17 protein-coding genes, 1 other RNA gene and 1 pseudogene are annotated in these 19,779 nt (G+C 67.1%); 9 read left to right on the forward strand and 10 right to left on the reverse strand.

The window, feature by feature from the left end; genetic code table 11:
• Positions 1-24: 24 nt before the first annotated feature.
• The 4 genes from H7A86_RS06900 to H7A86_RS06915 form a co-directional block, all read right to left on the reverse strand.
• On the reverse strand, positions 25-210 hold the full coding sequence (locus tag H7A86_RS06900) for a hypothetical protein (RefSeq protein WP_010366034.1): 186 nt from the start codon (positions 208-210) through the stop codon (positions 25-27).
• Positions 211-399: 189 nt separating this feature from the next.
• Complete coding sequence (locus tag H7A86_RS06905) at positions 400-1,776, reverse strand: Hsp70 family protein (protein WP_119132384.1); 1,377 nt, start codon at positions 1,774-1,776, stop codon at positions 400-402.
• A 124-nt stretch (positions 1,777-1,900) separates the two neighbouring features.
• On the reverse strand, positions 1,901-2,374 hold the full coding sequence (locus H7A86_RS06910; protein ID WP_047130752.1) for an FKBP-type peptidyl-prolyl cis-trans isomerase: 474 nt from the start codon (positions 2,372-2,374) through the stop codon (positions 1,901-1,903).
• 284 nt (positions 2,375-2,658) lie between these two features.
• Positions 2,659-3,711 carry a cation diffusion facilitator family transporter gene (locus H7A86_RS06915; RefSeq protein WP_104583444.1) on the reverse strand — a complete coding sequence of 351 codons (1,053 nt, stop codon included), beginning with the start codon at positions 3,709-3,711 and terminating at the stop codon, positions 2,659-2,661.
• 98 nt (positions 3,712-3,809) lie between these two features.
• On the opposite strand from H7A86_RS06915, the gene H7A86_RS06920 reads away from it, so the two are divergent.
• Positions 3,810-4,145, forward strand: a complete 336-nt coding sequence (locus H7A86_RS06920; protein ID WP_047130753.1) for a zinc ribbon domain-containing protein YjdM — start codon at positions 3,810-3,812, stop codon at positions 4,143-4,145.
• 111 nt (positions 4,146-4,256) lie between these two features.
• On the opposite strand, the gene H7A86_RS06925 is transcribed toward H7A86_RS06920, so the two are convergent.
• From H7A86_RS06925 to H7A86_RS06940, 4 genes are all read right to left on the reverse strand, one after another.
• On the reverse strand, positions 4,257-5,045 hold the full coding sequence (locus tag H7A86_RS06925; RefSeq protein WP_232099280.1) for a hypothetical protein: 789 nt from the start codon (positions 5,043-5,045) through the stop codon (positions 4,257-4,259).
• Between the two features lie 231 nt (positions 5,046-5,276).
• On the reverse strand, positions 5,277-6,332 hold the full coding sequence (locus H7A86_RS06930; RefSeq protein WP_104648550.1) for a L,D-transpeptidase: 1,056 nt from the start codon (positions 6,330-6,332) through the stop codon (positions 5,277-5,279).
• 326 nt (positions 6,333-6,658) lie between these two features.
• A non-coding RNA gene (locus H7A86_RS06935) (sX9 sRNA) lies at positions 6,659-6,721 on the reverse strand.
• Positions 6,722-6,779: 58 nt separating this feature from the next.
• Complete coding sequence (locus H7A86_RS06940) at positions 6,780-7,874, reverse strand: alkene reductase (protein ID WP_104583441.1); 1,095 nt, start codon at positions 7,872-7,874, stop codon at positions 6,780-6,782.
• A gap of 246 nt (positions 7,875-8,120) precedes the next feature.
• On the opposite strand from H7A86_RS06940, the gene H7A86_RS06945 reads away from it, so the two are divergent.
• From H7A86_RS06945 to H7A86_RS06970, 6 genes are all read left to right on the forward strand, one after another.
• Entirely contained in the window at positions 8,121-9,329 is a 1,209-nt protein-coding gene (locus H7A86_RS06945; protein ID WP_180708060.1) for an MFS transporter, read from the forward strand.
• Between the two features lie 600 nt (positions 9,330-9,929).
• On the forward strand, positions 9,930-10,385 hold the full coding sequence (locus H7A86_RS06950) for a PA2169 family four-helix-bundle protein (protein ID WP_016903501.1): 456 nt from the start codon (positions 9,930-9,932) through the stop codon (positions 10,383-10,385).
• A gap of 253 nt (positions 10,386-10,638) precedes the next feature.
• A complete protein-coding gene (gene thpR / locus H7A86_RS06955) occupies positions 10,639-11,241 on the forward strand; it encodes an RNA 2',3'-cyclic phosphodiesterase (protein ID WP_119132382.1) in 603 nt (200 codons plus the stop codon).
• Positions 11,242-11,276: 35 nt separating this feature from the next.
• A complete protein-coding gene (locus H7A86_RS06960) occupies positions 11,277-11,885 on the forward strand; it encodes an HD domain-containing protein (RefSeq protein ID WP_119132381.1) in 609 nt (202 codons plus the stop codon).
• A 62-nt stretch (positions 11,886-11,947) separates the two neighbouring features.
• A complete protein-coding gene (locus H7A86_RS06965; protein WP_104648309.1) occupies positions 11,948-12,130 on the forward strand; it encodes an oxidoreductase-like domain-containing protein in 183 nt (60 codons plus the stop codon).
• A 69-nt stretch (positions 12,131-12,199) separates the two neighbouring features.
• Positions 12,200-13,573, forward strand: a complete 1,374-nt coding sequence (locus tag H7A86_RS06970) for a virulence factor (RefSeq protein WP_119132380.1) — start codon at positions 12,200-12,202, stop codon at positions 13,571-13,573.
• A 1,006-nt stretch (positions 13,574-14,579) separates the two neighbouring features.
• Here H7A86_RS06970 and mprF read toward each other — a convergent pair.
• Complete coding sequence (gene mprF, locus H7A86_RS06975; protein ID WP_119132378.1) at positions 14,580-17,144, reverse strand: bifunctional lysylphosphatidylglycerol flippase/synthetase MprF; 2,565 nt, start codon at positions 17,142-17,144, stop codon at positions 14,580-14,582.
• Positions 17,145-17,405: 261 nt separating this feature from the next.
• On the opposite strand from mprF, the pseudogene H7A86_RS06980 reads away from it, so the two are divergent.
• Positions 17,406-18,112, forward strand: a pseudogene (locus tag H7A86_RS06980) (DUF998 domain-containing protein).
• Positions 18,113-18,122: 10 nt separating this feature from the next.
• The gene (locus H7A86_RS06985; protein ID WP_104583431.1) at positions 18,123-18,470 is read left to right on the forward strand and encodes a RidA family protein; all 348 of its coding nucleotides are present in this window, start codon (positions 18,123-18,125) and stop codon (positions 18,468-18,470) included.
• Between the two features lie 231 nt (positions 18,471-18,701).
• Here the strand turns inward: H7A86_RS06985 and H7A86_RS06990 are convergent, their stop codons facing one another.
• A complete protein-coding gene (locus tag H7A86_RS06990) occupies positions 18,702-19,772 on the reverse strand; it encodes an SAM-dependent methyltransferase (protein WP_119132377.1) in 1,071 nt (356 codons plus the stop codon).
• Positions 19,773-19,779: the final 7 nt, after the last annotated feature.

The following is a 19,779-nucleotide window of genomic DNA, read 5'->3' on the forward strand; positions in this document are numbered from 1 at the left end:
ACGCTTTTCGATTGCGGGTAACGCTTAAGCGATCTTGTCGCCGTCGTTTCGCGCAGGGCCGAAGTTGGTGGTGAGCACTTCGATCCGGCCGCCGGTCTTGCGGAACGCGGCGATGTCGGCAGCGATGCGCTCACGACTGAGCGGCTGCGACTTGCCTTCGCTGCGAGCGATGCTGGGCTGGGATTTCTGCTTGGTCGCGGGACGTGCCATGTGGCCTCCTGTAGCGGGGAAGTGCAATGACACCGCGTGCGGCTAGGGTGGCGCGCGCGGAAGCGGTGTCGAGAGGTGCGGTCGCGTTCGGTGCGCAATCGCGGTGGCACGGCAAGCGTGCCTTGCTGACAAGACGGCTAAGCATCATGCAGCAACCGTGCATTATAAGGGATGCGAGCGCGGGTTGCCTTAACCGCCCGACGGGCGGGCCCCGGCGGCCGCTGCCCAGGCCAGGCCCTGCACCACGCCGAAGGACGGGTCGCCCTGCACCAGGCGCGATTCCGGGAACGCGGCTGCCACCGTGTCGCGGATATAGCCGGCGCGCGACATGCCGCCGGTCAGGAACAGTGTCGCGGGCGGCGCAGCCAGGTCGGCACGAACCTGTGCGAGCAGGCCTTCAAGTTCGCCCAGATAGTTGGAAGCGGACGCGACCAGCGCGCTGGCCTGCACCTCCACGTCCAGCCCGCGTTCGATGAAGTCCAGTGCGGCCTGATGCCGGTCGCGCTCGCTGAGTGCGATCTTGCAGGCTTCCACGCCGCGGTACAGGCGCGCGGTGTTGCCGGTGTCCTGCAGCGCCTGCAGGCGCTTGTCGAACGGGGCGGGGACGTCCTGGTACTTGTGCAGGCGGAATTCGCGCTGGCGGGTCATGTCCTGCACCATCGCCGCTTCCACGTAGTGGTGGGTGGGCACGCGGGTGATGCCGCGGCCGAACAGCGGCATGTAGGCGGCCAGACTGAGCGCCAGATCGATGTCGGTACCGCCGCGCGCGATGCCCCAGGCGCGGTGGACCTGCGGCGCGGCGCTGCCGCCGACGCTGGCATGGGCGATGTCGGTGGTGCCGCCGCCGATGTCCACTACCACGGTGTCATGACGGCTGTCGTGACTGACGTGGTAGTGCATCGCGGCCGCTGCGGGTTCTTCGAGGAAATCCACTTGGTCGAAGCCGGCGGCGATCGCGGCGGTCTGCAGGATTTCCAATGCCTGCGCGTTGCCGGCCTCGCCGATGGAACTGCGGAACTGCACCGGGCGGCCCAGCGTGGCGCTGCGGATGTTGATGTCGAACTGGCGCGAGGCGGTGAGCCGGATGTGCTCCAGCACGTGCGTGGCGATGCCGGTGATTGTCTGGCGCGCGCGCGGATGCAGGTTGTAGCCCAGCATCGATTTGGGGCTCTGCACCAGGCTGCCTTCGCCTTCCAGGAAGTACGCATCCAGCGCTTCGTCGCCGTAGACCGCGTTCTGCAGCAGGGCGGCCGAGCTGCGCGGCTCGCGCACCTGCTCTTCCATCCATTGGCGGCGCACGATGCGGATCGCGTCGCGGCGCAGGCTCTCGGTGCTGGAGGCGCGGCCGGCGGCGGCGGCGTCGCGACGGCCGGAGTCGATCAGCCGTTCGACCTCGTATTCCAGCGCCGGGGTCAGGCTGAAATCGTCCGGGTCGCGCATCGTGTCGGGGAAATACACCGTGGTGCGGAACTGCAGGGCCTCGCCGAAGCGCACCGGCACCACCTGGCCATCGACGATCGCCGCAGCGGCGGAATTGCTGGTACCGAAGTCGATGCCGAGTTTCATGCGGACGGGCCTGTGAGCGGGCCGCGCACTTTACTACTTCTGCCGCCGGCGACGCCCATCGCCCCGCGTTCGGACGTCGCAGCAAGCGACGTGCCGCATGCCCGCCGGCACGCGGCACGCAGGGTCAGGCAGCGACGCTGGCGACCTGGCCTTCGTTCAGTTCCTCGGTGGTGGCTTCGCGCACGTCGACGACTTCGACCGCAAAGTGCAGGGTCTGCCCGGCCAGCGGATGGTTGCCGTCGACGGTGACCTGTTCCGGGCCGACCTCGGTGACGGTGACCAGCACCGGGCCCTGCTGCGTGCGCGCCTCGAACTGCACGCCCGGCACGACCTCGACATCGGTCGGGAATGCCGCGCGCGGCACCTGCTGGATCAGCTGCGCGTGGCGCGGCCCGTAGCCTTGTTCGGGCACCACGTCGGCAGTGAGCGTCTCGCCGCTGCGCTTGCCGTCCAGCGCCTGTTCCAGGCCGGGCACGATGTTGCCGGCGCCGTGCAGATAGCTCAACGGCGTGTCTGGCGTCGAACGGTCCAGGACCTGGCCGCTGTCGTCGGAAAGGGTGTAATGAATGGTCGCAACGCGACCCTGGCTGATTTCCATCGGAAACCTCCATGCTGATGATCGAGTGGGATGCGTCGGCTGACTCACGACGCCAGGAGTTGGTGCCCGCCTACCGTAGGCAATCGCCCCGGGCGATGCAACCGCAGCCGCGGCGGCGGTTATGGCGAGGATCAGCTTGGTGGTGACGCTGTCAGCTCTGCGATGCGGCCCATTCCTGGCGCTGCATCGGTGCTCGAACGTCAGCAGCGCCATGCGCAACACTGTGCAGCGGTTGGCCGTATCGCAGCGGATCGCATCGCGCGCAATCCACGGCCTGCAGCGCGCTATTCCTTCTCGGCACCCTGTTCCATCTGGACACGCCGCGCATGCCAGGTTTCCGGTGTCTGCGGCTTGATGAACAGCGCGGTGAGTTCGGGGTGCTGGCGCTTCGCGGCCGCTTCGATGCGCCCGACGCAGGCCTCGATCTGCGGGGTGGTGCGGCTGTCCTCGAACTCGGCGCTCAGGGCGGCGACCACCTGGTTCGGGCCCATCTGCATGGTCAATACGCCATTGGCGGCACGCACGTCCGGATCGCTGGCGGCAATGCGCAGCAGCGATTCGGTGACGTGCGCATGCGCGGGTTCGCCGATCAGCAGGCCCTTGGTTTCGCGCGCCAACAGGAATGCGGTGAAGGCCAGCACGCAGGCAATGCCGATCGAGGCGATGCCATCGAGCTCGGGCATGTCCAGCAATTGCGCGCCGGCCAGGCCCAGTACCGCCATGAACAAGCCGATCAAGGCGGCACTGTCTTCCAGCAGCACGGTGAACGTGCTGGGGTCCTTGCTCTGCCGGAATGCCTGGAAATACCCCATGCGGCCCTTCTTGGCGCGGAATTCGCGCAGCGCCACCACCCAGGAAATGCCTTCGAACACGATCGACACGCCGAGCACGATGTAGGCGACCAGATGGCTCTTGGCCGGCTCGGGGTTGCGCAGATGCACGATGCCTTCGTACAGCGACACGCCTGCGCCCATCGCGAACACCAGCAGCGCAACGATGAAACTCCAGAAGTACAGCTCGCGCCCGTAACCGAACGGATGGGTCGGCGTCGGTGCCTGCGCTGCGCGGCGCAGGCCGTACAGCAGCAGGACTTCGTTGACGGTATCCACCAGCGAGTGCACGCCTTCGCTGAGCATCGCCGAGCTGCCCGAAATCCCTGCGGCAATGAATTTTGCGACCGCGATGGCAAGGTTGCCGGCCAGCGCGACGTAGACCACCAGATGCGAGCCGGTCTTTTTTGCCGCGCCCGGTTCGCCAGCCGCGGGCTCGGTGGGTCCTGGCGCAGCGCCGGGGGCTTGGGGAACCGATGGGTTGGACACGCGCGACCTGCAGGGCATTCGACAAGCGCCGCACTATCGCGCTGGTGCCGTGCCGGAGACGTGATCGCGCGGCAGGGAGGCTACAATTCACACCCGTTTCAACTCTCAGGAATCGCATGTCTCCCGTTCCCGCCTGCCCGCAATGTGGCCTGGACAATACCTATGCCGATGGCGCGCTGTGGATTTGCGCAGACTGCGGCTTCGAATGGAGCGCCGGCGAATCCGCCGCGACCACGACGGTGGTGCGCGACAGCAACGGCAACCTGCTGCAGGCCGGCGACACGGTGACCGTGATCAAGGACCTGAAGGTCAAGGGTTCGTCGATTCCGCTTAAGCAGGGCACGCTGATCCGCAACATCCGCCTGGTCGAAGACGATGCCGAGCACATCGAAGGCAATTCGGAAAAGATCAAGGGCCTGGTGTTGAAGACCTGTTTCCTGCGCAAGGCCTGAGGCTGTTGCGGGGGCGCCGCATGTAGCGTGTGTAGGAGCGCGCTAGCGCGCGATGGGGCGTCATCGCTAATGCTCCCTCGCGCGCAAGCGCGCTCCTACGTTGCGGCACGCTCAGTCGCGCGGATACACCGCCGCGACCATGCAACTCTGGCGCATCCGCGCAGCCAGGCCGCCGCGGGTGGTGCTCAGGTCGCCCTGCTGGCCGGATCCGGCAGCTGCGCCGGCAAGTGCCATTTCGTCGAGCACATCGACCTTGTCGCCGGGATTGCCGCAGATCGCGTTCAAGCCCATGCCGGAGACGAAGCGAATCGGCGGCGCGCCGCTGAGTTCGCGGCAGCTGTCCATCAGTTCGACGCGGTAGTGGCGATGCGTGCCGGGGTGACGAGGCGACACTTCCACCACCAGCCCCTGGCCGTCTTCCGACCACGAACGCAGCATGCTGGGGTTGAAGCAGTAGCTGGACGAGCCGGCGAAATTGCGCCGGCGCGCTTCGCGCACGCTGACCCCGTCCAGGGTCGGGATAATGCCGTCGCGTTGCCGCGCCGCGCTGGCGTACTCGCGCGCACTCAGGCTTGCGATCTGGCTGACCGCGCAACGCTGCTGGCCCGAGCTCACGTATGCCGGCGCACCGTTGCAGACCCAGCCGTGCGCCGCCAGCAGGCTGGCATCGGCTTGTGCGGCCAGTTGCGGGCAGTCCTGCGCCAGGCTGATGCGGAACAGCCGTCCGCCTTGTTCGGCCACCGCCAGCGTGCGCGGATCGGCTTGATGCAGTTCCGTCACCTTGCGCGCATCCAGGCACTCGGCGTTCGGTGCGGCAGGGCGCAGCGGCTCGGTCGCTGCCGTGGAGGACGCGTAACCGAATAGCGTGCTGCCGAGCAGAACCGCAGTGAGTAAACGCATCACGCACATCCTTGGCAATGAGGGATGTCTGCATCATCTGCCAGGCAGGTCGCGCTGACAATCGCAGCAACGCGCGTCGGGTCGCGCGCTCAACAACGCCGGGCGGGCGGCCAGCGCTCTGCACCGCCAGCGCATACGAGTGCCTGCCGATGCTGGGTTGCAAGCATGTGCGCGCGCAACCTCACGCGCAGCTTGCAACTCGCCGGCGCGATAACGCGGCGCAGCCTGCGCTCACGGCGCCTCGGGCGGATCCGAATCCAGCACCTGCAGCTTGCCGCCGGTGGTTTCGGGAAGGATGCGTTGATCGGTGGCGACCAACACCACACCCGGCGTCAGCAGCGGCAGCAGGCCGGCCAGGAATGCCGGCGGCACCTGCAGCCGGGCGATGGTGTCGGCATCCAGCGGCTGTCCTGCCGCGGCATTGCTGCCGGGGATGCCGATGCGCATCCAGTTGGGCATGCGTTGACCGGGCAGGCCAGGCACCTCGCCAGGCAGGAAGCCCTGGCCGACGATGAACGCCTGCGTGCCCAGCGGCGCGGCACCGGTCTGTGCGCGCAATGCCACCTGCGCGCGTCCGATTTCCACGCCGTTGCGATACACCACCAGTTGCTGATCGCTGCTGCTGACCAGCATCGAGATCGGGCCGGTGGGCGCCAGTTCCGGTTGCCACGCAAAGGTCTGGCCGTTGGGCAGCGGCAGCAACGCACGCTGCGCGCCGGTGGTGGGGTCGATCGGGCTGAGCGCGCGTGGATGCACCACCGCGTCGGCATCCACGCCGGCCTGCGCAACCACTACCACCATGCCCATGTTGGAGTTGTCGAACAGCAGCCGCGCGAATTCCGACGGCAGATGCACGCAGCCATGCGATTCCGGATACCCGGGCAGGCCGCCTGCGTGCAGGGCCACGCCGTCCCAGGTCAGGCGTTGCTGATACGGCATCGGCGCGGCGTTGTAGAGATTGGAGCGGTGGTCCTTGTCCTTCTGCAGGATGGTGAACACACCGGTCGGTGTCTCGTGCCCGGGCTTGCCGGAGCTGATGGTGGAAATGCCGATCAGGATGCCGTTGCGATACGCATAGGCGCGTTGCTCGGTGAGGCTGACGATCACCGCCATCGGTCCCCAGCCCTTGCTGACGCCGCCCCAGATCCATTCGCCCGGCTTGAGGTCGGCCGGCGCCGTTTCCGCAGGGCTTGACTGGCGCGCGCCCCAGAACGGCACGGCGGAGGCTTGCCCGCAGATCAGCAACGTGCAGAAGAGAACAGCAGTGAGCAGGGGCCGCATCGGCAGTCCAGAAATCAGTGTCGGCATGATCCTAGCGGGGCCGGGTGCGCGCGTCATGTGGTTGCTGCCGATAGTGCGACGGTGCGAAGGCATCGGCGTTGCAAGCACGGTGCCATGGATACGTATGCGTCGTCGCCAACCTGTTGCGTAACACGCACAAGCGCGTGGTGTTGCGCGCTGGTTCAACGATTGAGTGGGCAGCAGGGCGCTTGGCGCATGCAAGACGCACGGGGCTGCCCGAGGCCTGGGGCCGCGCTGCGTGCATGGACGGACCGATCTGCTGCAGCGGCTGCGCTCGCTTGATGCCGAGCGCAGCCGGTGTGCCTTACAGCGGCTGATGAACATAGCGAGCCGTTGTCAGATGGGTGCGGATGGCGCGGAGGAACCGACGTGATGCCGATTCCACGCACCGGCCGCGCCCGCCTGACCGCGGCGCGGTAGTGCGCAGCGCTCTTAGTCCGGCAGGGCGGGGTAGTCGATATAGCCCTTGGCACCGCCGCCGTACAGCGTGGCCTGGTCGACATCGGCCAGCGGGGCGTTCTCGCGCAGGCGACGCACCAGGTCCGGGTTGGCGATGAAGGGCCGGCCGAAGGCGATCGCATCGGCGTAGCCGCTGTCGAGGGCTTTCTCGGACAGTGCCTTGTCGTAGCTGTTGTTGGCGATCCAGGCGCCGTCGAACCTGGCGCGCAGCGCGGCGTAGTCGAAGGCGACGTTGTCGCGTGCACCGCCGGTTGCGCCCTCGATCACGTGCACGAAGGCCAGCCCGCCGATCAGGTTGAGACGCTCCACCGCACGTTCGAACAAGGGCTGCGGATCGGAGTCGTGCATGCCGTATACCGGCGTGACCGGCGACAGCCGCACGCCGGTCCGCTCGGCACCGATCTCGTCGGCAATGGCCTGCATCACTTCGGTCAGCAGGCGGGTCCGGTTTTCGATGTCGCCGCCGTACGCGTCGGTGCGCTGGTTGGAGCCGTCACGCAGGAACTGGTCGAGCAGGTAGCCGTTGGCCGCATGGACTTCCACGCCGTCGAAGCCGGCGTCGATGGCATTGCGCGCGGCGATGCGGTAGTCCTCGATCAAGGCGGGAATTTCGTCCAGCGCCAGCGCGCGCGGCTCGGAGACATCCTGGAAGCCATCCTTGGTGTAGGTCTTGCCCTCGGCGCGGATGGCGCTGGGCGCCACCGGCGATTCGCCTGGCGGCAGCACGCTGGTGTGCGAGACGCGGCCCACATGCCACAGCTGCAACACGATCTTGCCGCCACGACGATGCACTTCATCGGTGACCGCACGCCAGCCCTGGACCTGCGCGGCGGTGTGGATGCCGGGCGTATCCAGATAGCCCTGGCCCAGCGGGCTGATCTGCGTGCCTTCGGCCACGATCAATCCGGCACTGGCGCGTTGGCCGTAGTACTCGGCGGCGAGCGGCGAGGGCACCTGCCCGGCGACGGCGCGATTGCGCGTCAGCGGCGCCATGATCACGCGGTTGGCAAGATCCAGCGCGCCCAGGCGCACCGGTGAGAACAATGGGGATTCAGTGGATGTGGACATCAGCAACCAATTGGGTGTGGATCACGCGCCGTGCGCGACACCGCGCCGATCGCGAGTGCCCCCTAGCGATGGTGGCGGACCAAAGCGGATTCGAGCGATAGCGATAGGACACAGCGTCTTCTGTCGCGACGGGATCGGCCAAACTGTGATGTGCTGGGGCCTGGCGCTGAATCGCAGCAGGCGCCGCGCTTTCGTCGATTGCTGCGTTGCACAATAATAAGCCGCCCCGTCATCCTGGAGTCGGGCATGTCCGATACCGATCTTTCAACGCCGCGTGTGTCCCGGCGCGATTACGTGCTGATCCTGTTTGCGTTGGCGATGGGTGGCTTTGCGATCGGCATCAGCGAATTTTCCACCATGGGGCTGATGACCCAGATCGCGCAGGGCCTGCAGATCAGCGAGCCGCAGGTCGGCCATGTGATCAGCGCCTATGCATTGGGTGTGGTGGTCGGTGCGCCGTTGCTGGCGATTGTCGGCGCCCGCTGGCCGCGGCGCACCTTGTTGCTGCTGTTGATGGTGTTCTACGCGCTGGGCAATCTCGCCAGTGCGCTGGCGCCGAGCTACCACACGATGTTGCTGTGCCGGTTTATCGCCGGCTTGCCGCATGGCGCCTACTTCGGCGTTGCTTCATTGGTCGCCGCGTCGATCAGCCCGCCCAATCAGCGCGCCACTGCGGTGGGCCGGGTGTTGCTGGGCCTGAGCATCGCCTTGCTGGTGGGCAATCCGTTGGCGACCTGGCTGGGCCAGATCGTGAGCTGGCGTTGGGCCTACGCGGCGGTATCGGTGCTTGCGTTGTGCACGGTCGCCGCAGTGGCATCACGCTTGCCGCCCGCGCCGGACGAGCCGCGCCAACAGCCGCTGCGCGAGCTGCGGGCCTTCAACCAGCCGCAGGTGTGGCTGGCCCTGGCGATCGGCGCGGTGGGTTTTTCCGGCATGTTCTGCGTCTTCAGTTATCTGGCGCCCACCTTGACCGCAGTGACCGGCGTGGCGCCGGCGCGGATTCCGCTGGCCATGGTGGCGTTCGGTGTCGGCGGCGTGCTCGGCAGCATCCTGGGCGGCTGGCTGTTCGATCGCATGCAGTTCCGTGCGGTACCGGTGTTGCTGGTGTGGTCGGTGCTGGTGATGTTGACCTTTCCGTTGGCCGCGCAGTCGGGCCTGTGGGTATTCGTGTCGATCGTGGCGGTCGGCACCATGGGTGCGCTGGCACCTGCACTGCAGACGCGGCTGATGGATGTGGCCGCAGAGGCGCAGACCCTGGCGGCGGCGTCCAACCATGCCGCGTTCAATACCGCCAACGCGCTGGGCCCATGGTTGGGTGGCATGGCGATCATGGCCGGGTGGGGCTGGACCTCGACCGGCTACGTGGGCGCGGCCACTGCGCTGGGCGGCTTGCTGGTGTACGCCCTGGCGGTCTGGCAGGAACGCCGGCAGCGGACGGCGCTGGCGAGCTGCTGAAGCGCAGCGGCTGGGGCGCGGTGGCACAGGCGGTTATCCAGCCGGCTCTGCCGCATGCGGCCGTTGCCGTGATGAGTGGCAGCATGGATAGCGGTCCTACCCGCGATGCAGTTGCACATCCGGGATGCATGGCTCCATCCACGGCCGACTCACGGCCCGACATCGAGACTGCATGCTTCATTGCGAGCGGACCATACAGCGCCATGACCGACTTCACCCCACCTCCATGGAAGCGCCCGAAGCCCAAGGGCAGGTCCGCGTCCACGCCGCTGACCGCTGCCCAGAAAACCGCTGCCAGACAGCGTGCGGAGGAGGCTGGTCGGCCGTATCCCAACCTGGTCGACAACATGTGGGCGAGCCGGCAGCCGAAATAGCTTGACCCGGTCTTGGCATCGATGAATCGCCATTCATTGCCTGCATGATCGCGTGAGGACAATCGCCACCGCACTCACATCTCGATTATGGGTGGCCCGCCAAGCTAAGGCCGTACACAACGTCAAGGCATGCAATCAGCACATCGATTGCCTCATCCCCCGAAAGCCAGCGCAAGCGCCTTTTCGACTTCGCGCAGAGCTGGCCCATCGTAACCAGGAGCCACACATGAGCATTCAGAGCAAGACCGAGCACAGCCTCAACGACCTCATCGCCATTTCCCGCGACGGCAAAGACTTCTACGAAGAAGCTGCTGCCAAGGTGGGCGATGCGGAACTTGCAACGCTGTTCCGCCGCATCGCCGGTGTGAAGTCCGACATCGTCAGCAACCTGAGCAGCGTCGTCGCCTCGGTCGGTGGCAAGCCGGAAACCAGCGGCACCATGGTCGGCAGCATGCAGCAGTTCTACGGCAAGGTGCGCGCAACCCTGGGCGACACCAAGTATGGCTATGTGGCCGAACTGGAAGAGTCCGAAGATCGTTTGCTGAAGGCATTCGATGAAACCATCGCCGATCAGGACACCCCGGCCGCCGCACGCGACGCCGCACTGCGTCTGCTGCCGGAAGTGCGCGCCTGTCATGACGTGATGCGTAACCGCAAGCATGCGATGAAGAGCGCCGCCTAACCTGCGCGCGTGACCCAGGCGCATCCCTGTGATGCAGCTTGTGGAGTGAACCGATAAAGGCGGAAACGGGCAGCGCGAGCTGCCCGTTTCTTTTTGTGCCACGCGCAGCCAGTGACACTGTTCTTGTTCCACGCATTGCGCGCGTTCCACGTCGTGGCGTGGATGTTGAAGGCGTGTCACGCACGCAGTTGGTCTGCTAGTATCCGCCGCCCTTCTTCCGGCAGGTCCGCGTACGCGGTCGTGGAATCAGCCCATGAAACAGAAGTTCCTGTACCTGTCCTCGGCCGAGGCGCAACTGTCGCTTGGCCTTGGCGAGGAGAAGACCACCGAGCGCCTGTTCTTCGCGGTGATGGCCGATGCATCGACTGCCCAGCGCGCCGCGGCGATTGCCGATGGGCTGCTGCATGCTGGCCAGGTCGATGGCAGGCCGCTGGCGCGCGAACGCTTGCATGTGACCCTGCATCATCTGGGTGATTACGCGGGCGGCTTGCCGCCGTCGTTGGTGAGCCGTGCCAGTCAGGCGGCCGAGCGCGTGGCAATGGACGCGTTCGCGGTGGAGTTCGATCGGGTGGGCACCTTCGGGGGACGACGTTCGCAGCTGCCGTGCGTGCTGCGTGGCGAAGACAAGGTGCGCGGGCTGTACGAACTGCAAGGCGCGTTGGGCCGGCAACTGGCGCATGCGGGCATTGCCGGCGATGCGCAGTACACGCCGCATATGACGCTGCTGTATTGCAACCAGTCGTTGCCGCAACGGCGCTGCGAGGCGCTGGCGTGGACGGTGCGGGAGTTCGCGCTGGTGCGCAGCTTTCTTGGCCAGTCGCGTTACCAGCTCGAAGGGCGGTGGTCGCTGCGCTGATGCGCGGGCAGGTGCGTCCGCGGTAGCCTGCGTGCATGGACGCCACCACCACACCACTGCCATTGCAGCCCGAGCACCTGGCCGCGCTCGAACAGGCCTATGCCACGCCGCCGCGCGCCTATCACCACTTCGGTCATGTGCGCGCGCTGCTGCAGCATTACGCCGAGGTCGCCGCAGGGCCGGGCTGGCAGCAGCCGGTCGAAGTCTGGTTGGCGGTGCTGTTCCACGATGCGGTGTATCAACCCGGGCGCAGCGACAACGAGGCGGAATCGGCCAGGTGGGCGGCGGACTGCATCCCGCGCTGGTGGCCGCAGGTGTCGGTGGATCTGCAGCGCGTGCAGCACCTGATCCTGCTGACCGCACGCCATGGACAACTGCAGCCGGCGGATGTGGATGCCGAAGCGGCGTTGTTCCTGGATTGCGACATGGCGATCCTGGCCGCACCGGCGGCGGTGTTCGATGCCTACGACCAGGCCATTGCCGTCGAATACCGCGGGCATGTGCCCAGCCTGTTGTTCCGGCTCAACCGCAGGCGGTTCCTGGCCGGCCTGCTGGAGCGTCCGCGCATCTTTCTGAGCGACGACTTCCATGCGCGCTACGACGCTGCGGCACGGGCCAATCTGCGGCGGCGGCTGGGGCGCTGACCCGGCACACGGGGCCAGGCGGTTCATCCGGGCGCGCTGGTGGCGCACGCTACAATGCGCACATGCACGACCGCGTCGCTCCCGATCATGATCCACGCCCGCAGCCGCCCGAGCCGCCTGCACCCAACGAGTGCTGCGAGAGCGGTTGCCCGTTGTGCGTGCACGATCTGTACGCGGAGGAACTGGCGCGCTACCGGCAGGCGTTGGCCGCCTGGGAAGCGCGGCAGCAGGCACATGCGCGATAAGCGAAGCGCCGCGCTTCGCGTGGCCGCCCGGAGCGATTATCTTTGAACCACTCTTTCCGATGGTGCGACATGCGACGACTTGAGATGTGGAGCGCGCTCTGCGGCGCGGCGATGTTGACGCTATCGGGCATGGCGGCTGCGCAGACGACGCAGCCAGTGAGCCACGGCCGCTTCGAGCAGGTGCCGGTGCTGATGCCCAAGGGCGAGCCGCAGCGCGTGGTGATCTGGCTGACCGGCACCGGCAACAACGTCAAGCGGCAGACGCAGGCGGAAAGCCTGCGTGCCGATGGCGCGATGGTGGCGATGGTGGATACCGCGCATCTGTATGCGGTGCTGCGCAAGGCCGGCGGCACCTGCGCGTTCTCAGTCGGCGATGTGGAGAATTTCTCGCGCTACGTACAGGCCTTCTACCACGTGCCCACCTACCGCCTGCCGCTGCTGGTCGGCGACGGCGAGGGGGCCGCGCTGGCCTATGCGATCGGGGCGCAAGCCAAGCCGCATGTGCTGGCCGGCGTGCTGACCGATGGGCTGTGCCCGGCCACGGTATCCGATCAGGCGATCTGCCAGCCGGGCGTGCGCCCGGGCAGCAACACGCTGCTGCCGGTGCCGTTGCAGATTCCCTGGGTGCTTGCCGGGAGCCAGGACAAGCGTTGCCCGGCCGCCGCCGAAGACAGCTTCCTCAAGCAGGTGCCGCAGGCACGCACTTTTACGCGTTCGGCGCGAGGCGACATCCTGCCGGGCCTGCGCGCTGCGGCACGCTCGCTGGGCGAGCAGAAGGGCGTGGCCTTGCCGCCACCGCCGGGCGGCCTGGAAGATCTGCCGGTGGTGGAAGTGCCGGCCAAGCCGGACGGCGACAGCGACGACGACACCTTCGTGATCTTCGTCTCCGGCGATGGCGGCTGGGCAGGCCTGGACGAAGAGGTGGCCGATGCGCTGGCCGCGCAAGGCATCCCGGTGGTCGGCCTGGATTCGCTGCGTTACTTCTGGACCGAGCGTACACCGCAGGGCTTTGCGACCGACCTGGATCGCATCGCGCGTTTCTATGCGCAGCGCTGGCAACGCCAGCGGGTGGTGCTGATCGGCTTCTCGCAGGGCGCGGACGTATTGCCGGCCGCGATCAACACGCTGCCGGCGCAGACCAAGCAGAACCTGCGCATGACCGCGCTGTTGTCGGTAGGTAAGCTGGCCGATTACGAATTCCACGTCAGCAACTGGCTGGGTTCGGACGACGATGGCCTGCCGATTGCGCCGGAAGTGCAGCGACTGCCCGCCGGCACCACCGTCTGCATCTACGGCCAGGACGACCAGGATGCGCTCTGCCCGAGCCTGCCGGCACAGGCCGCCAGGCGGGTCGCGCTGCCGGGCGATCATCACTTCAAGGGCGATTACGCGACCCTGGCCAAGGTGATCATGGAGCAGTTGCACGCTCTGTCGAAGCCATAAGCGAGCAGTGCATTTTTGCCCATGCGTCAGCCGACTTCCGGCTGACGCATGTCAACAACCTGGTCGTCGCCGTTCGGTTCGGCCGCCAGCAGCCTGGCGGGCGCTTGGCATTTTTCTCCGCGACCGACAGCAACCGGCGGTGCTTGCGCGCGTGTCGGCGTGGGACCTTGAGCGGCATGGATGCCGCGCCAGAGCCTACACGGACGTACTTGCGGCGTGTCCCACGCCGGTACGCGTGCAAGCGCCCGCGGCAGACCGAAGCATTCGCATGAAGCGGACGGATTTAGTGCGCAATTGATCGGTGTACGGAGTCGGCCGGTGGCGCGGCGCCGCATCCGGTGTCGGGACACGCCGCAAGTACGTCCATGTAGGCTCGGTGGCGGCATCCATGCCGCCACACGGTCCCGCCCCCGGACGCGACACCACGCTTCCAACATTGCTACCGCTGATCGGCAAGCAATGCGCTCAACACGTGTAAATGCCTGCGGACTCCGTCGCCAACGCACATGGTGAGTTATCTATCTGCTGCTACGGCCAGGATGGGCACTCGAAGGACGTGTAGCCCAGCAATCCGTTCGCTTTTCGTTTCGCAACCGACAGCAACCGGAGGTGCCTGCGCGCGTGCCGGTGTGGGACCTTGAGCGGCATGGATGCCGCGCCAGAGCCTACACGGACGTACTTGCGGCGTGTCCCACGCCGGTACGCGTGCAGGCGCCTGCCGCAGACCGAAGCATTCGCATGGAAACAACAGATGCGGTGCGCACGATTGATCGGTAAGCGGAGTCGGTCGGCAGCGCGGCGCCGCATCCGGTGTCGGGACACGCCGCAAGTACGTCCATGTAGGCTCGGTGGCGGCATCCATGCCGCCACACGGTCCCGCCCCCGGACGCGGCACCACGCTCCCAATCTCGCTACCGCTCTCCAACAAGCATTGCCATCAGGCACACGTGCAGGCGCCCGCCATAGACCGACGCATTCGCATGAAAACCGCAGGCCCTGTGTGGTGTTACTCCTGGCGGCCGGGATCCACCGAGATCAATCGGGTGACATCCAGCAATGCGGCCGGCAGATGCATGCCGCCCGGCGCGACCAGGTAGCGCGGGCGCCAGGTCGGGGCGAACTTCGATTTGAAGCGACGCAAGCCGCTGAAGCCATAGAAGCGCTCGCCGTGACGCGCGACCAGGCTGGCAAAGCGATTCCAGCGGCCGGCCAGGCGATGCTCGGCCAGGCCCGACAGCGGCGCCATGCCCAACGAGAAGCGCGTATAGCCGTTGGCTTGCCCCCACAGGAACAGCTCGATGAACAGGAAATCCATCGTGCCCTTGGGGGCCTGCGCGCTGTGCCGCATCAGGTCCACCGACAGCTCGCCGCCAGCCGGCGCTTGCCACACGTTGGCGAAGGCCACGATCTGGCCTTCCGCCTCGGCCACCGCCACCGGGAAGCGGCGCAGATAGTCCGCATCGAAGCTGCCCAGCGAGAAGCCCTTCTCTTCGCCGGATTTTTCTTCCAGCCATTGCTCGGACACTTCGGTCAGGCGCGGCAGTACCGCATCCACCTGCTCGGGCTGCAGCATGCGGAAGGTCAGGCCGCCGCGCTTGCCGCGGTTCCAGGCCTGGCGCAGATCGGCGCGGTCGCGGCCTTCCAGGGTGAAGCCTTCCAGCGGCACGATCGCCTCTTCGCCCAGTTTGACCAGGGTCAGGCCCATGTCCAGATAGGTCTGCCAGTATTTTTCGCCTACCTGGTAGAACACCGGGCGCAGGCCCATATGGTCGGCCTCTTCGCGGAAGCGCCAGATCAGTGCGCGTGCGACCTCGGGCGCGCCGACTGGGTCGCCCATCGAGATCAGCGAGCCGCCGTAACGCTGCATCATCACAAACCCACGTCCCTGCTCGTCGAGCAGGAAGGCCTTGTCGCCGGTCAGCGCCAGGCAGGCCTGGGTGTCGGTACTGCTGGCCAGGATCGGCGCCAGCGTCTGCAGGGTCTGGGCATCGGCGGCCGGCATCGGGCGGCGGCCGCCACGCAGCAGGCGCGCCATGCCGAACACGATCACGCCCACGCACAGGATCAACGCCGCGCGCAGCGCACGTGGCGCGTTGGCCGAGGTGGCGAATTCCCACCACAGGTCGTTGCTGTATTCGACATGGCTGTAGACGAAGAACAACAGCCAGAACGTGGCCACCAGCACCAGGCCAAGGTTGCTCAGCCAGCGCCACGACCAGGCTTCGTCCAGCAGCGCGCCCTGGCGGTAGAACTCGCGCCGTGCCGCCCACAGCGCGACCGCGGCCAGCGCCGCCGACAGCGACACCGAGATATGACTGCCGCGCAACAGCGACAGCGGCGGCAGCAGGATGCACACGCCCAGTGCCAGCACCCAGGCCGCATGGCTGCGGCGTTGCAGGCCCTGGCCGATCAGCAGCAGCACCATGCCGCCCAGGCTGACCAGCAGATGCGAGGTCTCGATCAGCGGCAGCGGCGCCACTTCCTGGCGCGCGCGCGGGGTCGGCAAGGTGCCGTCGATGACCAGCGCCGCGCCCACCGCAAACACTGCCAACGCCAGGATCTGCGGCAACCAGGGGCGCAGGGCCTTCCACACGGTGCGTGCGGTGCTGGCGCTGGCGCGCACCGGTGCGCCCAGGCCGGAGGCTGCCGCCATCGCCACCGAGATCAGCAGCGGCACGATGTAGTAGGTGACCCGGTAGGCCAGCGCGGCGGCCAGCACCGCAGCCGGGGTGACATGCGGCAGCAGCTTGAGCAGGCTCCACTCGAACACGCCCAAGCCGGCCGGCACCGTGGAGATCAGCCCGGCGACCACCGCCACCAGCCAGATCCCGATGAAACCGAAGTAGCCGGTACCCGGGTCCGGCGGCAGCAGCACGTAGAACGCGGCAGCCGCCAGGCCCAGCTCGACCACGCTCAGCGCGGTGACGCCGAGCACCGTGGTGCGGTCGGGCAACCAGAAGCGATGACGGCCAATCCCGAATTCGCGGCCCTGCCTGCCAACCAGTCCCAGCATTGCAACGTAGCCCACCAGCAAGGCGATACCGGCGATGCGGATGCCTTCTGCGGTGATCGGCAGTGCGCGCGCGGCCGCTTCCGGTTCCAGCATCAGCGCCAGGCCAAGCAACACCCAGGCGCCGAAGACGAAGCCCAGTGTGCTCATCAGCACCACCTGGCCGATCTCGGCCAGGGTCAGCCCGACGCTGCCATAGCCGCGCAGGCGGACCGCGCCGCCGGTGAGTGCGGCAAAGCCCAGCGTCTGCCCCACCGCATGCGCCATGAAGGCGGTGATGCCCACGCGCGCCGGGTGCAGCCGCTTGCCGGTGCGCTTGAGCCCGACCCAGTCAAAGCCCACCAGGCAGGCGTAGCTGCTCAAGCCCAGCAGCAAGGTGAGCGCGATCTGGCCGGCACCCAAGGCACGGAACGCCTGGCGGATCTGCCGATAGCCGTGGTCGGTGAATTGTCCCGACAGCGCGTGCAGCGCCATCGCCAGGATCGCCAGGCTGATGATCACCGGCAAGGCGCGGCGCCAGCCGCTGGCCGGCGCTTGGGAAGACACTGGGGTATCCGTCATGAGGGAAACGGGATCTGCTGGAGGGGAAGAAGGGCACATGCATGGTGCGTGCCGTGCGGGCGTTTGGTCTGCATGGGCCGGTCGGTGTCAAGGTACATGCAGGGTGATCGCGTGGATGCCCAATGAGGTGAACGCAGGCTTCGGTCGCGCCGACAGGTGTCGGCTCGGGACGGCCGCGCGCATCATAGGGCATCGCCGCGACCACGTGCCGCAGGCGACCCACTTGGACACGATGACCGTTGCACCACAGACAGGCAATTGATGGACGATCGACACCACACCGGCACCGCGATGCCGCCCGGGCCGTCGTGCCCGCCACGCTGGGCCGTGCAGGCCGGCGCAGTCGCCGCCTGCACGGGCATGGCCTTCATTGGATTGATTCTGCTGTTGCAATGGCTGCGTGGGGATCTGGACTGGATCGACGCACAGCTCAGCGCCTATCTGCACGGCGACCACGGCCTGCTGTTACGCACGGCCTATTGCGTGCTGGCTGCCACGATGGCGTGGATGGCGCCGGGCCTGCAGGCGGCACTTGCGTCGCCCGCGCGCAGCCGCACGGTGGTGGCGCTGTTCTGGAGCGCGGCGCTGGGCCTGAGCATGGTGTCGATCGGCGATAGCTGGATGCCGGAGCTGGCGCCCGACGCGGCCATGCTGGTGCATCTGCTCTCGGCCGACATGACGTTTCTGTGCGTGATCGCGGCGGTGTTGCTGCAATCGTGGTATTTCCGCCGCGACCGGGTGTGGCGGGGCCGCTTCACCACCGCGTTTGGCCTGGGGCTGAGTGCATTTGCGGTACTGCTGGTGCACGTCACGGTCAGCAGTGTGCCGCTGGCATCAGCCAGAAGAGCGCCATCGTGCTGATCGTGGCCTGGATGGTGCGGGTGGGGGCGTGGTTGGCGCAGCACCCGCGCGCCGGGGCTGCACGTTTGCCGCATTCGCGGGACAATGCCCGGGTCAATCAACCGTAGGAAGTCTGAAATGTTGCAGCGATTCGAAACGGGTCCGCGGATGTCGGAAATGACCGTCCATGGCGGCGTGTGCTATCTGGCCGGCCAGGTTGCCGAAGACACCAGCGAAGACATCACCGGGCAGACCCGCCAGGTGCTGGGCGAAATCGACAAGCTGCTCGCGCAGGCGGCCAGCGACAAGACCAAGATCCTGCGTGCGGAAATCTTCCTGGCCGACATCGCCGATTTCGACGGCATGAACGCGGCCTGGGACGAATGGGTGCCGCACGGCTTCACCCCCGCGCGCGCCACGGTCGAAGCCAAGTTGGCGCGGCCGGAATGGAAGGTGGAAATCGTGATCACCGCTGCGGCGAGCTGACCGCAGGGCGGCGCGCGGTCGCGGGGCGATCGCGCGCGCCGATGGCATCGTCTGCGCGCATGCGTTGCGCATCGCATCGCAGCGTTGTCAGCAGACAGTGCAAACCCCGGACGGCGCGCTGGCATGGCCATGGTGCCAACCCGCCTGCCGGTGCGCCGGCACGAACGGAAAGCCGGGATATTCGCGTTCACCCAGGCGGCCCGCGATGGCGTCCCGGGCCGCGCGCGGTAATCAGCGTTTGACGAAGCGATAGTGCGCCACACCCCACTCGCGACCCTGGTCGTAACCGAACAACTCGGCGCAGGCCAGCCAGAACATCCGCCAGCGCTGCCACCAGCGCTGTGCATCCTCGCCATAGGTCTGCTTCAGCAGCGGCATGATCTGCGCGCGGTGGCGGTCCTGGTTCTCCAGCCAGGCGTTGGCGGTTTTTTCGTAATGCTCGCCCGACAGCACCCAGCGCTGTTCGATGATTACGTCCTGCTGGAAATGCAGCAGGGTATCGGCCGCCGGCATCAGCCCGCCGGTGAAGAAATGCCGCCCCATCCAGTTGTCTTCGCCGGCCACCTCGAACGGGTAGGCCAGGTCGCGATGGCAGAAGATATGCACGAACAGCTTGCCGCCCGGCGCCAGCCAGCTGCCGACGCGCGCCAGCAGCTCGCGGTAATTGCGCATGTGCTCGAACATCTCCACCGACACCACGCGGTCGAAGTTGCCCGGCGGCAGCGCCAGCGCGTTGACGTCGGCGGTGATGACCTGCACGTTGCTCAATCCGCGCACCCGGCACTGCTCCAGGATGTGCGCGCGCTGCGGACGCGAGTTGGACACCGCGGTGATGGTGGCGCCGGGATAGCGCTCGGCCATCCACAAGGTCAGCGAGCCCCAGCCGCAGCCCAGCTCCAGGATGCGTTGGCCGTCGGCCAGTTCGGCGCGCTCACCGTACAGCGCCAGCATGCGTTCTTCGGCCGCATCCAGATCCGGCGTGGTGGCGTCCCAGTAGCAGCTGCTGTACTTGAGCCGGCGGCCCAGGCACAGGGTGAAGAACTGCGGCGGCAATTCGTAGTGCTGGCGATTGGCCGCATCGGTTTCGATGGCGATCGCGCTGGCACGCAGGCTGTCGATGAAGGCGCGCTGGCGCTCGCCGCTGGCATCGGCACCGCCGGTGCGCTCATCGCGCAGGCGCTGCGCGCACAACCGGCGGATGCCGTAACGCAATGCGGCGTCGGGGAGCACGCCGGATTCGGCCAGCCGGGTGGCGACGGATTCTTCGGGCAGCGAGGAGGGCGGAACGGTGATGGTGGACATACGACTC

Source organism: Xanthomonas euroxanthea, from assembly GCF_903989455.1.
In the GTDB taxonomy this organism is placed as follows: Bacteria; Pseudomonadota; Gammaproteobacteria; order Xanthomonadales; family Xanthomonadaceae; genus Xanthomonas; species Xanthomonas euroxanthea.